This window comes from Edaphobacter acidisoli (assembly GCF_014642855.1).
In the GTDB taxonomy this organism is placed as follows: Bacteria; Acidobacteriota; Terriglobia; order Terriglobales; family Acidobacteriaceae; genus Edaphobacter; species Edaphobacter acidisoli.
This window is the reverse complement of the sequence record NZ_BMJB01000002.1, coordinates 347189-362677: the sequence shown is the minus strand read 5'-3', so window position 1 is coordinate 362677 and position 15489 is coordinate 347189. Positions and strand designations below refer to the sequence as shown.

Sequence of the window (15489 nt, the reverse complement as noted above, 5' to 3'; positions counted from 1 at the left end):
GGTTGACTAAAATAGCATCACAGAGGCCTGCAATGGCGAATGAGACCAACCGACGCAAGTTATGGATCATCGCTCTTGGAACATGCCTTCTCGTGTTACTTTCGGCACTAGTTGCACTCCAGGCTTTCAACCTCAAATTTCTAAATCCCGCCACGACTGAGCAGATCTTTGTCTTTACAGGACTCTCAATCGTGGCGTTTCTTTTGTTCGTCACAGTCCTCATTCTGCTTGCGCGCAATGTGCTCAAGCTCTATGCAGAACAACGCAGCCGTGTCATGGGAACTCGCCTCCGTACGCGAATGCTGGTCGGGGCGATCCTCGTAAGCCTGCTGCCTATCTCGTTCATGGCCTTCTTCAGCTATGGCCTGATGAACCGAGCCGTGGATCGCTGGTTCTCACAGCCAGTGACTCAGATGCGAGATGCCAGTAACAGTATGGCGGTAGATCTGGCACAGTACACCACTGCCAATGCGCGGGCCGAGGCTGACTCCATCGCTACCAGTCTGCCCGCTACAAACGAGGTACCTAACAATTCGCAACGCCGGGATGCGATTTATAGCGTTCTACGCGGGCATGAAATTACGCTTCAAAATGGTTTTGCCATCGTCTACAGTGATGGCTCTCCACTCGTATCGTTCCAGATGCCCCTGCGCGATGGAGTTGCCGCACAGATCAAGCCGTGGCTGACGGAGCCTGGTGTAGGCAGAAACGGCGAAAATGCAGCGCGGCATGAGTTGCAGGACGGCCCCACAGATGCTGCCATCCTCGCTACAGCCAAACGCTCTGACGAACCAATCTTCAGTATTGGAACAACAGACTATGCGCTCGGTGCAACAACTCTCAAATCCGGCGAGACCATCGTAGTTGGTCTCCCCATGCCCTATGGCATGTCGTCCACAATGGCTTCTCTTCGCACATCTGCGGAGTCTTACTGGACTGTCTATCGTAGCCGCAATCAGATTAGAAACCTGTATATGCTGCTTCTGCTGATGATGACCTGCCTTGCGTTGTTCGCTTCTAGTTGGCTGGCGCTCCATCTTTCAAAGCAGGTCACCAAGCCCGTCGAAGCTCTTGCTGACGCAATGGAGGCGATTGCCTCAGGCGATTATGCTCATCGCGTCGGTGAAAGCGCCACCGAGGAGCTGGGAGAGCTTGTCCGCAGCTTTAACCACATGGCTGCGGACCTCGAAGGCAGCCGTCGCGCGGTTGAGCACTCAACAGTACAGCTCAGCGCTGCGAACACCGCGCTCGAAGCCCGTCGCAGTGAACTGGAAACGATGCTTGAAACAATCCCCAACGGGGTAGCCACACTCGATTCAGAACGGCGCATCATCCTCGCTAACCGTGCCCTGATTGAAATGATTGATCCTGGCGGCCAACGCCCTTTCATTGGCCGTCTGATGGAAGAGGTTTTTCCTCAAGAAGTTGTTGAAGTGCTCGACCGGCTCATAAAACGCAGCCATCGTATGGGATCGGCATCAAACGAGATTGAAGTTTCCAGCATTGCGCATGACAGATTTAGTGGCGCAATAAACCTGCTGGCAACGGTAGCGCTTTTAGAAATGCCGACAATTGCTGACAGGATGCATCGTGGTTACGTGCTCGTGATCGAGAACGCTACCGAGCTTTTGCGAGCACAAAAGCAGTCTGCCTGGAAAGAGGTCGCGCGCCGTGTGGCGCATGAGATCAAGAACCCGCTCACGCCGATCAGCCTCAGCGCGGAGCAGATCCGCAGGCACATCGACCGCCTGGGCAATGTACTCGTCGAACATGAAATACCATCGCAATCGACCGTGATCATCCGCCGTTGTAGCGAAGTTATTACTTCGTCGGTTGAAAGCATGCGCTCTCTTGTTGATCAGTTCGCTGCGCTTGCTGAGTTTCCTACAGCGCAACCAAGGCCAGCCGATCTGAATACTATCGTCGAGAACTCGCTTGCACTCTTCGCTGGCCGCATGACAACCATTCGAATTATTCGAAAGATGGAATCTGACCTTCCGCTCGTCATGGCGGACCCGGAAGCACTCAAACGAGCGCTCGGCAATCTAATTGACAACGCTGCTGAAGCCATGCAGCAGAGCCTGTTGCGCGAGTTGACCATATCGACGATGTTGCTGGAAAACAACATCGTCGAACTCACGATTGCTGATACCGGTTCGGGACTGACCGATGAAATGCGTGAAAGGCTCTTTCTTCCGTACTTCTCGACCAAGCAACGTGGCACCGGTTTGGGCCTTGCTATTGCCGCAAAAATTATTCAAGAGCACCAAGGTACGGTCCGTGCCGAACAGAACGATCCTGTTGGTGCCAGATTCATCATCGAACTCAAGACTGCCAGCAGCATTGAATCGGGCACCGAGCCTCTTGCTGCTGCGAACAGCAATGGAGGAGCGCCTTGAACCACGTTCTGATCGTGGATGACGAAGCCGAGATACGCGAATCGCTCGAAAGTATTCTCCGCGAGGAAGGCTATCTGGTCACAACAAGCGCTACAGCAGGCGAAGCATTGGAATTGCTGCGCGACGCAACATATGACGTGGTGTTGCTCGACATCTGGCTCCCTGATCGCGATGGCCTCGATGCGCTTAACGATATTCGTCAACTGGAACCGATGAATATCCCTGAAGTCATCATGATCAGTGGTCATGGAACTATTGAATCTGCGGTACGAGCGACCAAACTTGGCGCATATGACTTTCTCGAAAAGCCTCTCTCGCTGGACCGCACTCTGATTGTCCTGAGAAATGCAATGAAAGCGCGCCAGATGCGTGAGGACAACCAGGAATTCGCTCGTCAGTTTACTGCGCGGGCAAGTGTTACAGGCCAGAGCGTTGCGATGAAGGCATTGCGTCAGCAGATTAAGTTGATGGCACCAACGAACGGCCGCGTATTAATCTTTGGCGAATCTGGCACAGGTAAAGAACTTATTGGCCGTACCATGCACGCCGAGAGCCTGCGCAAAGACCGATCCTTTGTTGAACTCAATTGCGCTGCAATTCCAGAAGATTACATCGAGAGCGAGCTCTTCGGCTTCCGCCACGGCGCTGGTCCTTCAGGCCCTGGAGGGCCGCAGGAAAAACGTGGTACTTTTGAGCGCGCCGACGGTGGAACCCTCTTTCTGGATGAGGTCGGCGACATGAGTCTGAAGACTCAGGCCAAGGTATTGCGTACGCTCGACGAGCAGCGCTTCCTTCCTGTCGGAGCTTCGAATCCTGTTCACGTCGATGTACGGGTGATTGCTGCAACTAACAAAAACCTTGAAGAAGAGATCGCACGTGGCAACTTCCGCGAAGATCTCTTCTATCGACTCAACGTGATTCCGTTTTATGTTCCGCCATTGCGTGACCGCAGAGAAGACATTCCTCTACTGGTGAAGGAGTTCCTGCAGCAATTTGGCCAACAATATGGAAGACCCCATGTGGAGATGAGCGAAGACGCGCTGGCCGCACTTAAACAGTATCACTGGCCTGGCAATGTGCGTGAACTGCGGAACCTTATTGAACGAGTCGTTATCCTTAATCCGAAGGCTCAGCGTATTGAGCGCAAACACTTACCAATGCTTGTTTATCGCAGTCAAAAATCGCCCGAATCGGGGCGCAGCAATGAGGAATTCTCAAGCTTGCTTGAGGCGCGCGAGGCTTATGAGCGGGACTACATTCTGAAGAAACTTGATGAGAACCACGGCAACGTCAGCCGTACCGCGGAAGGTCTTGGGCTTGAGCGCAGCCATCTTTACCGTAAGATGAAGGCACTTGGAGTTAGCGTGAAGGAGTAGGGACTACTCCTCTTCCGCCTGCTTAGCTGCGATCTGTTCAAGCTGCCGCCTCCAATCAAGGTCTTCGACGAAGACGCGATTCGAACGCCACTCCTCTTGTACTTTGACAAAGAGTTCCAAGAATACGCGCGTGCCCAGCAGCTCTTCGATCTCCTTACGCGCTGCAGTTCCGATGCGCTTCAGCATTTCGCCGCTCTTGCCAATCAAAATCGCCTTCTGACCAACTCGCTCGCAGTAAATTGCTGCGGATATCTTAGTAACTGGCAGCTTTCCATCACGTGACTTCTTTAGTGAGGACGGTTCCTCATAACGTTCGATTACGACCGCTGTTGCATAAGGAACTTCTTCGCCTGTCAACAGCAGAATCTTTTCACGGATGATCTCGGCAACCAGAAAGCGCTCAGGTTGATCGGTCAGTTGATGTTTCGGAAAGTATCGCTGACCCTCCTTCAGCTGCCCAACGATCTTTTCAAGCAATAAGCCCAGCCCTTGCTTCTTTCGAGCGGAGATTGGAATCACATCGGCAAAGGTGTGCAAAGCACTCCAATGCGCAATAAGCGGCAGCATTTCTTCTTTTTTGACTGCGTCGATTTTGTTAAGCACAAGAATGACCGGGCATTCCAGCTTCTTCACGAGTGAGAGGGCAAAGTCGTCTTCCGCTTGCGACATGGACATCCTGCCTGTGGCTTTTGCCTCACCGCTCGCTGATTTCTTTGCCAACCGGTGCGTAACATCTACTAGAAACAGCACGGCATCGCGTGATTCCAGTGCATCATGCACCTCCTGCATCATACGGCGGTCTAGTTGTGTTGTGGGTTTATGTACGCCAGGCGTGTCCACCAGGACAATCTGCGCGGCCGGATGACCAGGTTCGTCTTTTGTGTTCTTCTTCAGTCGAACTTCTAGCACCCCATGGATGCGGGTACGGGTCGTCTGCGGTTTATGAGTGACGATGGCCAGCTTCTGGCCAAGCAGAGCGTTCAGCAGCGTAGACTTGCCCGCGTTGGGACGGCCGATGATGGAGACGAAACCAGAGCGAAGTGCCATTGCCTTTATTATGCGCTGCCATCGCTATTTCATCTCACGGCTTCATCAAGTCATCCACAAAACTCATGAATACATTGAAATCCTCTTCTCCCGTCGTCTAGTCGTTTACACTGGCGCGGGTACTGATACCAAGCAAGGAGCTGATTCGCTCATGCACCGATCTGCTTTTCTCGCAGCCGCTTTATTTTTTCCCATCACATTCATAGCACAAGCTCAACTTCGAATTGAAGTGACAGTCCCCTCTAAGACTCCGCTGCACGGACATCTGATTCTGGTCATGACGAAGCCCGATGCGAAGCCACAGGGGCATCATGCTGAAGAAGAGCCACGATTCCAGTTGAATGAGGATTACTGGTCGGCACAGGGGTTTGGCGTGGATGTGGATGGAGCTTCGCCGAACCAGCCGATTGTTATTGACGAGAGGACAGTCGGCTATCCGCTCGAAAACCTCGCGGCAGTTCCGGCTGGTGACTATCTTGTGCAGGCAGTCTTCAACGTCTACGAGCAGTTTCATCTAGAGGATGGACGCAATCTTTGGCTGCCGCCGGACAAGGGCGAAGGGCAGCATTGGTATTCGAAGCCGGGCAATCCATACAACGCACCGGTCAAACTGCATATTGACCCGAAGTCAAGCACGCCAATCCGGGTCACGCTCGACAAGGTGATTCCGACGATTGCGGGCACCGACGAGGATCCAGAGCACATCGCCGCGACGAGTCCAGCAGCAAAGTGGCTAAAGTACGTCCGATTCAAGAGCGGGAAGCTCAGTAAGTTCTGGGGACGCGATATGTACCTAGGCGCCTGGGTATTACTACCAGATGGGTTCGACGAACATCCGAACGCACACTACCCACTAGTGGTGTACCAGGATCACTACCATGCAGGTTTTGGCGCGCCACTACCATTTCTTACCACTCCACCAAAGCCTGGCGCACAAGGACGGGAAAAGATGCGCGAGCAGTACGGCTATAAGTTCTATCAGGATTGGGTTTCAGGAAGGCTACCGCGGGTCATTATCCTTTACGTGCAGCACGCTAATCCGTACTATGACGACTCGTATGCAGTCGATTCTGCCAACGTGGGACCTTATGGCTCAGCTATTAATGATGAACTGATTCCATATATAGAGAAGACATATCGTGGCATCGGACAAGGTTGGGCGCGGGCAACTTATGGCGGTTCGACGGGGGGGTGGGAATCGCTGGCTACACAGATTTTTTACCCGGACAGCTATAACGGAACATATACAGCCTGCCCCGATCCGGTCGATTTCCACGCGTACCAGAATGTCGATTTGTATGACGACTCCAACGCATTTTATCGGCAGGGGTCGTTCGGGAAGATTCCTATTGCAGCTGATCGCAAGCCAGATGGCAGTATCATTGCCAACACCAGGCCTGAGTATCGTTTTGAATATGTGCTAGGCACGCACGGACGCTCCACCGAGCAATGGGATATCTGGCAAGCGGTCTTCTCGCCAGTTGGTCCTGATGGCTATCCTGCCGAGGTCATCGATCCACTAATGGGCACGATCAATAAACAAGTGGTTGAGTACTGGCACGATCACTACGATCTGACGGCAATCCTGCAAAAGGATTGGCCGACCCTAGGCCCGAAGCTCGAGGGTAAGCTGCACCTGGCTGTAGGCGATGGCGACACCTACTTTCTAAATAACGCTGTCCATCTCTTGCAGAAGACGCTGGAAGACACGCGGAACCCTCATTCGGACGCAACGTTTCAATATGGGCCGGGCGAGCCACATTGCTACACCGGTGGACCGACCGAATATACGATGCAGGAGAACTCCGCTACCTGGGCGCAGCGGGTTCTGCCGCTGATGACCGAGCACATGCTGAAGACGGCTCCACCGGGCGCCGATACAACAAGCTGGCGATACTGACCTCCAACTGAGAAGATATTTGCGTGATGCAGAAAAACCTCTCGCGACATCGAAGGTTAATCTATCTGATCGTGTCCTTCCTGACAGCCATTGCAGGCCTTACGGCAAGATTTGCTCCGCTAGGATTGCCATGGATTGTGGTGAAATATGCCGGATCAGCACTATGGGCGGCGATGATTTACTGGGTACTTGCGCTGGCTTGGCCACAGAGCAACGTAACCAGATTGGCCTTGACCTCCGGGGCGATTGCGACCGTAACCGAGCTTTCGAGGCTGTACCACGTGGCATGGCTTGATACATTTCGCGTCAGCCTGCCGGGAATCATCCTCTTGGGACGGTACTTTTCTGTGCGTAACATCGTTGCATATTGGCTGGCAATTGTGGCTGGCGCGGTATTTGACGCGGTGGTGCTTCGACGCCAGGTGGATAGTGCGCTGCTAGAATCAAACTAGCCCCCATGAAATGTCCCTACTGTGGTTTCACCCAGGATCGAGTGGTTGACTCACGCGAGAGCAAAGAAGCGGATTCAATCCGCAGACGGCGCGAGTGCGAGGGTTGCAACAAGCGGTTTACCACTTACGAACGAATCGACGAAATTCCGTACATGGTGGTGAAGAAGGATGGGCGACGGGAGAAGTTTGATCGACAGAAGGTGCTGAGCGGACTGCTTCATGCATGTGAGAAACGGCCCGTTTCTGCCGTGAAGCTCGAACAGATCGTCGATGAAACAGAAGCTTTCGTGGTCGATTCGCCGGAGCGTGAGCGCTCGACAAGCGAGGTTGGCGAACTGATTATGACGCGACTTAAGAGCATTGACACGGTGGCTTATATACGGTTTGCAAGCGTGTATCGCGACTTCAAAGATGTGCGCGAGTTCAAGGCCGAGTTGGAAGAGTTACTGAACGGCGGCAAAGATACGAAGAAGCGAAAGTAGCAGTAAAGGCAACGATGACGACACACAAAATTACGTTGATTCCCGGCGATGGGATAGGGCCTGAGGTTTCAGGTGCAGTAGTTAAGATTGTGGAAACCGCAGGCGCGGCCACTAGGGTGAAGTTCGAATGGCACACTCATAATGCGGGTGCGGAGGCATTCGAAAAGACAGGCGAATACATCCCAAAGGCGCTATACGAGTCGATTGAAGCAACGCGCGTAGCGCTAAAGGGGCCGGTGACGACGCCAGTGGGAGGCGGGTTCACCTCCATCAACGTGACGCTGCGGCAGAAATTTGAACTGTTTGCGAACTTTCGCCCCGTGAAGAGCCTGCCAGGGTTGAAGACGAAGTATCCAGATATTGACCTGATTATCGTGCGCGAGAACATGGAGGACCTATATGCAGGCCTTGAACATGTAGTCGTGCCGGGCGTGGTGCAGGCGTTGAAGATCATCACGGAGAAAGGCTCGACAAGGATTGCGCAGTTTGCGTTTGACTATGCGCGCAAACATGGCCGCAGGAAGGTTCACTCAATCCACAAGGCGAACATCATGAAGCTGTCGGATGGGCTATTTCTGCGCTGCTGTCGAGCAGTAGCCGAAGGCTTCCCGGAGATACTGTATGCCGAGCATATTGTGGACAATGCCTGTATGCAGTTGGTGATGAATCCTTACCAGTACGACATTCTTCTGACAGAAAACCTGTACGGCGACATCATCAGCGACCTGTGCAGCGCGTTTGTGGGTGGACTGGGACTGGTTCCGGGAGCAAACCTGGGGACAGAATGCGCGATCTTTGAGGCAGTGCATGGATCGGCCCCCGACATTGCGGGGAAGAATCTCGCCAACCCCACTGCCCTTCTGCAAAGTGCAGTGTTGATGCTGCATCACATTAACGAAGGGCCAACGGCAGAGAAGATTCAGACGGCACTGGAGCAGGTTTACCGCGAGGGCAAGACGCTGACGAAGGATGTCGGCGGCACAAGCGGAACGAAGGAGTTCGCCGATGCAGTTATTGCGGCGATGGGTTGATTAACACAGAGAACAGGAGTGGTGATGAAGCGGTATCTGGGCTGGGTTGTAGCAGCAGGCATGGTGTTTGGGTTCGCGGGATGCAAGAAGAAAGCTGGCAATCCAGCCACAGAAAACGTCAAGCCGGCCCAGCAGGCATCTGAAGCAATTGCGCCACTGGATCCAGCTACTCTGGGCTCGCTAAGCGGAACTATCCACTTTACGGGCAAACCACCGGAGCGGCTAAAGATTGACATGAGTCAGGATCCGGTGTGTGCGATGACGGGCGGCGACAATTATGCCGAACAATACGTAGTCCACGATGGCAAGCTGGCCAATGTCTATATCTACATCAAGGATGGCCCGGCAGCCGCGATGGCCCAGCCTGCAACGAACACAGTACCTGTGGTGCTGGACCAGATTGGCTGCAAATATGTTCCTCACGTAATCGCAGTGATGCAGGGTGAGCCAGTTGAGTTCAAGAACTCCGACGGAACCATGCACAACATCCACATCATGCCGAATGTGCAGGGCAATTCCACTGTAGACATATCCCAGGGAGCGAACGGAGTGCCCGACAGCAAAATCTTCGACAAACCCGAGGCGATGATGCCGGTACGCTGCAACAATCACCCTTGGATGAACGCGTTCATCAATGTGTCTGCGACGCCTTATTATGCAGTGTCGGATGCTGATGGGCATTTTGAGATCAAAGGGCTGCCGGCGGGGACGTATACTTTGGCAGCAGTTCACGAAAAGCTGGGCGAGCAGACGATGACGGTCACGGTCGCTCCTCAGAAGACCACGAAAGCGGACTTTACTTATTTGATGAAGTAAGGAGATTCGTATGATGGTTGCGGCACTTCTGAGCAGCGGAACAGCGTTTCTTGGCCTGGTAGAGCGACAATTTACGATCTCGCTCTCGCTCGCAACGCATCAACTGCCGCTTTGGTTCTTGGTATTTGCACTATTTCTGCCTCGCATTGCATTGATCGTTGCCTGGTTTCAAGGCGGATTGGTTCCCTTCCATCTTCACGGCATCATTCCGCTGCTGTTCGGCATATTTCTACCCAGAGTGCTGATAATGTTTCTGATTTACGTCGATCAGGGACTGAGCCTGTGGTTTGTGATCCACTTGATAGTGGCACTGTTGGTGTGGGCAGGCGGTGGGCACAAGATAACTCATCGACGATATCGCTAAACATAAGCTGCGAAAACCTCTAGGCCCTGCCCAGATTGAATAGCGAATCATTCGCAGCGCCATGATCTAGGGATGTGACTGTTTCGGGTGGGTCGGTTATTCTTAAAAGATATGGAACGGCGTAAGGTTGGGATTCTTGGCGCTACCGGCATGGTCGGACAGCGTTTCATTCAACTTCTGAGCAATCACCCGTGGTTTGAGATTGCGTGGCTGGCGGCGAGCGATCGCAGTGCCGGCAAAGCGTATGGCGAAGCCTGCAAGTGGAAACTGGACACTCCGCTGCCGAAGCATATTGCCGCCATGACAGTGCAGCCGAATGTGCCCGAAGGATGCACGGGCGAGTTACCGAAGATTATCTTTGCCGCTCTCGACGCAGATATTGCGCGCGAGTTGGAGCCGAAGTTTGCTGCCGCAGGCTGCGCAGTCATCTCGAACTCGAGTGCGTTCCGTATGGCCGCAGATGTACCGCTCGTGGTACCCGAGGTGAACGCAGACCACTTGGCTTTGATTAACGCACAGAGCTGGCGGAAACAGCGCGGCGGGTATATCGTCACGAATCCGAATTGCAGTGCGATCGGTCTTGTGCTGGCGCTGAAGCCACTCGAGGAGCGCTTTGGGATTGAGGGACTGTTTGTCTCTACGATGCAAGCAGTCAGCGGGGCAGGCTATCCGGGCGTGCCGTCACTGGACATTCTGGGCAATGTTGTTCCATTTATCAAGAACGAAGAAGAGAAGATGCAGGAAGAGGTGGGCAAACTGCTGGGCAAAGTCGACGGCAGTTCCATCAAGATGCTCGACGCGAAGGTGAGCGCACACTGCAACAGAGTGGCCGTGGAAGATGGGCATACAGAGTGTGTGAGTGTGAAGCTGCGCAAAAAGGCGACGCGTGAAGAAATACTTGCGGCTTGGCGTGAGTTTGCACCGCTGTCAGGACAACACCTGCCTACGGCCCCTGACCAGCCAGTTGAGTATGATGACGCGGTCGATCGTCCTCAGCCGCGACTGGACAGGATGCGTGGGCGCGGCATGACCGCTACCGTCGGGCGGCTGCGTGAGTGCAGCCTGCTGGACTGGAAGTTTGTCGTGCTCTCGCACAACACAATCCGCGGAGCAGCTGGGGCTGCCCTGCTGAATGCCGAAGTACTAGCGCGGACTGGGCAGTTGAACAAGCTGGGCGTGCCTGTGAATACAGAAGCGAAGCTACAGGCGGTGATGGCTTGAGCATCGCGAGAGAGAATCTAGTAGTGATGAAATTCGGCGGCACATCCGTCGAAGACGCCGTTGCCATGGAGCGCACAGCCGCGATTGTTGCTGGGCGACGTAAGCGCGGATTGAATGCGGTGGTAGTCGTCTCAGCTATGGCGAAGGTCACCGACCATCTGATTGCAGCTGCGGCTGCCGCTGGACGCGACGATAAGGCTGGGGCTTTGGCCATCAGTGCGCGGCTGCGGCACCGGCACATCGACACAGCCGCGGATCTGCTGGATGAGGAGCGCGCGTCGCGTCTGCATCCTACAATTCATCTGGAGTTCGATGCGCTGGATGATCTGCTGCGCGGCATCGCGGCGGTTGGGGAACTAACGGCTCGGACAAACGATCTAGTTGTTAGCTTCGGCGAGCGACTTTCAAGTCGGATGGTTGCGGCAGCGTTTGAGCAGCGCGGATTGGATGGCGCACACGTGGATGCGCGCATGTGCATCATTACGGACTCAACCTACGGTAAGGCTGCTCCCCAAGAGGTTGCGATCGAGGCAAAGCTACACGAGCATGTACTGCCTCTGATTGCCGAGGGAAAGACCCCAGTGATGGGCGGCTTCATTGGCTCAAACGCAGACGGCATTACGACAACACTGGGTCGTGGCGGCAGTGACTACACTGCAGCGCTGGTTGGTGGCGGATTGCACGCTGGAGCGATTGAGATCTGGACTGATGTGAACGGCATCATGACTACCGATCCTCGCATTTGCCCAGACGCGCTGCGGGTGAAGACGATCAGTTTCGAGGAGGCGGCTGAGCTTGCCTACTTTGGCGCGAAAGTGTTGCATCCGGCAACAATCTTGCCAGCAGTGCAGAAAAACATACCCGTATGGGTACTGAACTCGCGTAATGCGGAGAACGAAGGCACGAAGATTACGGCGACACCGGTGAAGTGCGCGAGCCCGTTCAAGAGTATTGCCGCGAAGAAGCGGCTGACGATCATCGATATTGTTGCCAGCCGGATGCTGATGACGCACGGCTACCTGAAGTCTGTCTTCGATGTCTTCGACAAATACAAATGCGCTATCGACATGGTCTCGACCAGCGAGGTAAGCATCTCGCTATCAGTAGACTCAACGCAACGACTCCCTGAGATTTGCGAGGAGCTAGGCAAGATTGCCGATGTAAAGATGGAGGGCAACAAAGCTCTGATCTGCATGGTAGGCGAGGATATTCGTGGTCACAATGGCATCGCGGGCCGGGTGTTCGGTGCGGTAAGGCATGTCAATCTGAGGATGATCTCGCAGGGGGCCAGCGAGATCAACATGAGCTTTATGATCGACGAACAAGACGTGGAAGAAGCCGTGAGGAGTTTGCATAAAGAGTTCTTCACCGACCCCGACGAGAAGGTCTTCGACGTTACGGCAAGGATGCAGGTGGCAGGCAAGGCATAGAAAGGCGAACCATGCGGGTACTGATCCTTGGAATGGGCAAGACGGGGAAGCTGGTCGCCGAGATTGCTCGGGAGCGAGGCCACAGCGTCAGTGTGCTGGATGCCAAGGAGAATGCCGGAGCAAGGGCGTTGACTCCCCCATTTGTGGCTGGGTTCGACGTAGTCATCGACTTCACAACGCCCGAAGGTGTGATACACAACATGCGCGCTTGCCTGGCGACAGGTGCGAAGATGGTGGTAGGCACGACGGGATGGTACTCGCATCTTGCCGACATGCGCGGCTTGGCTGAGCGTAAACATGCTGGCCTGCTTTATGGAACGAACTTCTCCGTCGGCGTACAGGTCATGCTGCAACTGGCTCAAAGGATGGGCGAGGCGCTTAAGAGCGCGGGGTACACATTTTCTATCGACGAATCGCACCATGTGGGCAAACTTGATTCGCCGTCAGGAACAGCCATTAGTCTTGCTGAGGCGGTTGAATCGGCTACAGGCGGCAAGGTACCGATTACTGCAAAACGCGAGGGAGACGTGATGGGTCTGCATACGCTGAACGCTAGAAGCGGAGCAGACAAGTTAGTGTTGACACATGAGGCGTTTTCGCGGCGCGGCTTTGCTGAAGGTGCGGTGCGCGCAGCAGAGTGGCTCGCGACGCGGACAGGATGCTACGACTTCCGCGACGTATTTGCTCAAATGTAGCGCGAAGGGGACCTGAACATGAGCGTAATGGAAGCAGTCGCGATAAAGACGAAGTTTGCCGAGTTGACCTTCGAAGAGAAGCTGGATCGACTAGCCGAAGTTGCAGTGAAAGTTGGCCTGGGTTTGCGCTCGGGGCAAGAACTGATTATGTCTGCCCCCATCGAAGCGCTGCCGCTGGTACGGCGCATTACTGGGCACGCGTACAAGGCTGGAGCGCTGCTGGTGACGACATTCTATTCAGACGATCCTAGCGTGCTCGCGCGTTACGAGCATGCACAGGATGCGAGCTTTGATTTCGCTCCCGTGTGGTTGCAGGACGGTATTGCCAACGGCTTCAGAAGCGGAGCGGCGCGACTGGCGATTGCTGGCGCGAATCCAGCGCTTCTCTCAAAGCAAGACCCGGCGAAAGTTGCACGCGCAAATGTAGCGATGTCGAAGGCGAGCAAGCCCGCGATGGAACTCATCACGCGTCACGAGATCAATTGGACAATTGTGGCCTGCGCGACTCCGGAGTGGGCAAAGCTCGTGTTCCCAAACGATCCCGAAAACATTGCCATGGCAAAGCTCTGGGATGCCATTTTTGTATCATCGCGCATTGCTGTTGACGATCCTGTCGCTGAGTGGCGTACACACGGCGAACGTCTGAAGAAACGCGTCGAGATGCTGAATGCGAAACGCTATTCGGCGCTGCACTTTAAATCGCAAGATGGTGCCACAGATCTTACGGTTGGGCTTGCGGATGACCATCTATGGGCTGGGGGTGGCACGACTGCCGGAAACGGAGTTTATTGCCAGCCAAACATTCCTACCGAGGAGTGCTTTACAACTCCGCATAAAGACCGCGTGAACGGCAGAGTGCGCGCGTCGAAGCCGCTCTCGCACCAGGGAACATTGATTGAAAACATTGTCGTGCGATTTGAAAATGGAAAGATCGTCGAAGCAACGGCCACAGCAGGAGAAGATGCGTTGAATCGCCTAATCAGCGCGGACGATGGGGCGCGCAGGCTAGGCGAGGTAGCTCTGGTGCCGCATGGCTCACCAATTGCTCAGAGCGGCCTGCTCTACTGGAACACGCTGTTCGATGAGAATGCTGCGAGCCACATTGCTCTGGGTCAGGCATATTCAACCTGTCTAATCGGTGGCGATAAAATGAGCACCGACGAATTGGCTGCTCATGGCGCAAACTCCAGTCTGATCCACGTGGACTGGATGATCGGCTCAGGATCAATGGATGTAGATGGCATTCGTGCGGATGGAACCGCCGAGCCGCTGATGCGAAAGGGTGAATGGGTCTAGCGTCGGCCAGTGCAATTATTCACCGCATGACCGATGCTAAACTTTGAATCATTATGGAACTGATGGGCTGTGGGACCGCACTGGTCACTCCTTTCCGAAGAGATGGCAGTGTGGCTGAATCTGCGCTTCATGCGCTGGTCAACTGGCAAATTGAGAGCGGGATTGAGTTCCTGGTGCCATGCGGCACGACGGGCGAAGCCGCGACCCTGACAGAGCAGGAGTGGCTGCGGGTTGTTGAGATCGTCGTTGGAGCCACATCTGGCAGGGTTCCCGTCTTTGCCGGATGCACGCACAACGCGACGCACGAGGCTGTGGCACGGGCGCGGAAGCTAGCTAAGATTCATGGATTGACCGGCATCCTGACCGCGAACCCCTTCTACAACAAGCCAGGGCAGGAAGGGCAGTATCAGCACTTCAAGGCAATTGCCGAGGCAGTAGAGCTACCGATTCTGCTCTACAACATTCCTTCTCGAACGGGCACAAATCTCGAACCTGCGACTGTTCTGCGGTTGGCGGAGATCAAGAACATTATCGGGGTGAAGGAGTCGAGCGGCAACATTGCTCAGATCACGGAACTGATCACGACAGTACCACGGCACTTCAAAGTGCTCGCCGGCGATGACAGTTTGGCGCTGCCTGTGATGGCGCTGGGTGGCAGTGGATTGGTCTCTGTGGCATCGAATGCAGTTCCTGCACAGATGGCACGGATGGTTCGGTCAGCCCTTGATAATGATTGGGTTACAGCACGGCGCATCAACCGCCAGTTCTTCCGTTTGATGCAGGCACACTTCTGGGAGCCGAGCCCTGCTCCAGTGAAAGCTGTGCTAGCTATGCTGGGTCGTGGAGAGGATGTGCTCCGCCTTCCCATGGTTCCGGTAACAGAATCCACACGACGCAAGCTGGAACGAATCATAGGTGAACTGGGGCTATTTGCCGGAGTAGGACCGACGGGCGAAGATCTGCGGATGTTCTAGTTTTTC

Annotated in this window: 14 protein-coding genes; 13 read left to right on the top strand and 1 reads right to left on the bottom strand. The window is 54.5% G+C overall.

Annotated elements, in window-relative coordinates; all coding sequences use genetic code 11:
* The first annotated feature begins 32 nt into the window (after positions 1-32).
* Positions 33-2399 (top strand): sensor histidine kinase, encoded by a 2367-nt coding sequence (locus tag IEX36_RS14615; protein WP_188760292.1) that lies wholly within the window; start codon positions 33-35, stop codon positions 2397-2399.
* Positions 2396-3775: a sigma-54-dependent transcriptional regulator gene (locus tag IEX36_RS14610; RefSeq protein WP_188760291.1), complete on the top strand. Its 1380-nt coding sequence runs from the start codon at positions 2396-2398 to the stop codon at positions 3773-3775. Before IEX36_RS14615 ends, IEX36_RS14610 begins: the two co-directional genes overlap by 4 nt.
* Positions 3776-3778: 3 nt before the next feature.
* Here the strand turns inward: IEX36_RS14610 and era are convergent, their stop codons facing one another.
* Positions 3779-4822: a GTPase Era gene (gene era, locus IEX36_RS14605; protein ID WP_188760290.1), complete on the bottom strand. Its 1044-nt coding sequence runs from the start codon at positions 4820-4822 to the stop codon at positions 3779-3781.
* 229 nt (positions 4823-5051) lie between these two features.
* Here era and IEX36_RS14600 point away from each other — a divergent pair, with 229 nt between their 5' ends.
* The 11 genes from IEX36_RS14600 to dapA all read left to right on the top strand — a co-directional run bounded on the left by IEX36_RS14600 (position 5052) and on the right by dapA (position 15483).
* The gene (locus IEX36_RS14600; RefSeq protein WP_229669034.1) at positions 5052-6722 is read left to right on the top strand and encodes an alpha/beta hydrolase-fold protein; all 1671 of its coding nucleotides are present in this window, start codon (positions 5052-5054) and stop codon (positions 6720-6722) included.
* 26 nt (positions 6723-6748) lie between these two features.
* The gene (locus tag IEX36_RS14595; protein WP_188760288.1) at positions 6749-7174 is read left to right on the top strand and encodes a ribosomal maturation YjgA family protein; all 426 of its coding nucleotides are present in this window, start codon (positions 6749-6751) and stop codon (positions 7172-7174) included.
* 5 nt (positions 7175-7179) lie between these two features.
* The gene (gene nrdR, locus IEX36_RS14590) at positions 7180-7656 is read left to right on the top strand and encodes a transcriptional regulator NrdR (RefSeq protein WP_188760287.1); all 477 of its coding nucleotides are present in this window, start codon (positions 7180-7182) and stop codon (positions 7654-7656) included.
* A gap of 14 nt (positions 7657-7670) precedes the next feature.
* Complete coding sequence (locus IEX36_RS14585; protein WP_188760286.1) at positions 7671-8687, top strand: isocitrate/isopropylmalate dehydrogenase family protein; 1017 nt, start codon at positions 7671-7673, stop codon at positions 8685-8687.
* 24 nt (positions 8688-8711) lie between these two features.
* Positions 8712-9503: a carboxypeptidase regulatory-like domain-containing protein gene (locus IEX36_RS14580; protein WP_229669033.1), complete on the top strand. Its 792-nt coding sequence runs from the start codon at positions 8712-8714 to the stop codon at positions 9501-9503.
* A gap of 10 nt (positions 9504-9513) precedes the next feature.
* Entirely contained in the window at positions 9514-9867 is a 354-nt protein-coding gene (locus IEX36_RS14575; RefSeq protein WP_229669032.1) for a hypothetical protein, read from the top strand.
* A gap of 111 nt (positions 9868-9978) precedes the next feature.
* The gene (gene asd / locus IEX36_RS14570) at positions 9979-11088 is read left to right on the top strand and encodes an aspartate-semialdehyde dehydrogenase (protein WP_188760285.1); all 1110 of its coding nucleotides are present in this window, start codon (positions 9979-9981) and stop codon (positions 11086-11088) included.
* Between the two features lie 26 nt (positions 11089-11114).
* A complete protein-coding gene (gene lysC / locus IEX36_RS14565; RefSeq protein WP_188760359.1) occupies positions 11115-12518 on the top strand; it encodes a lysine-sensitive aspartokinase 3 in 1404 nt (467 codons plus the stop codon).
* Positions 12519-12529: 11 nt separating this feature from the next.
* Positions 12530-13213 (top strand): 4-hydroxy-tetrahydrodipicolinate reductase, encoded by a 684-nt coding sequence (locus tag IEX36_RS14560; RefSeq protein WP_188760284.1) that lies wholly within the window; start codon positions 12530-12532, stop codon positions 13211-13213.
* Positions 13214-13231: 18 nt separating this feature from the next.
* Entirely contained in the window at positions 13232-14509 is a 1278-nt protein-coding gene (locus IEX36_RS14555) for an aminopeptidase (RefSeq protein WP_188760283.1), read from the top strand.
* Between the two features lie 53 nt (positions 14510-14562).
* Complete coding sequence (gene dapA / locus IEX36_RS14550) at positions 14563-15483, top strand: 4-hydroxy-tetrahydrodipicolinate synthase (protein ID WP_188760282.1); 921 nt, start codon at positions 14563-14565, stop codon at positions 15481-15483.
* Positions 15484-15489: the final 6 nt, after the last annotated feature.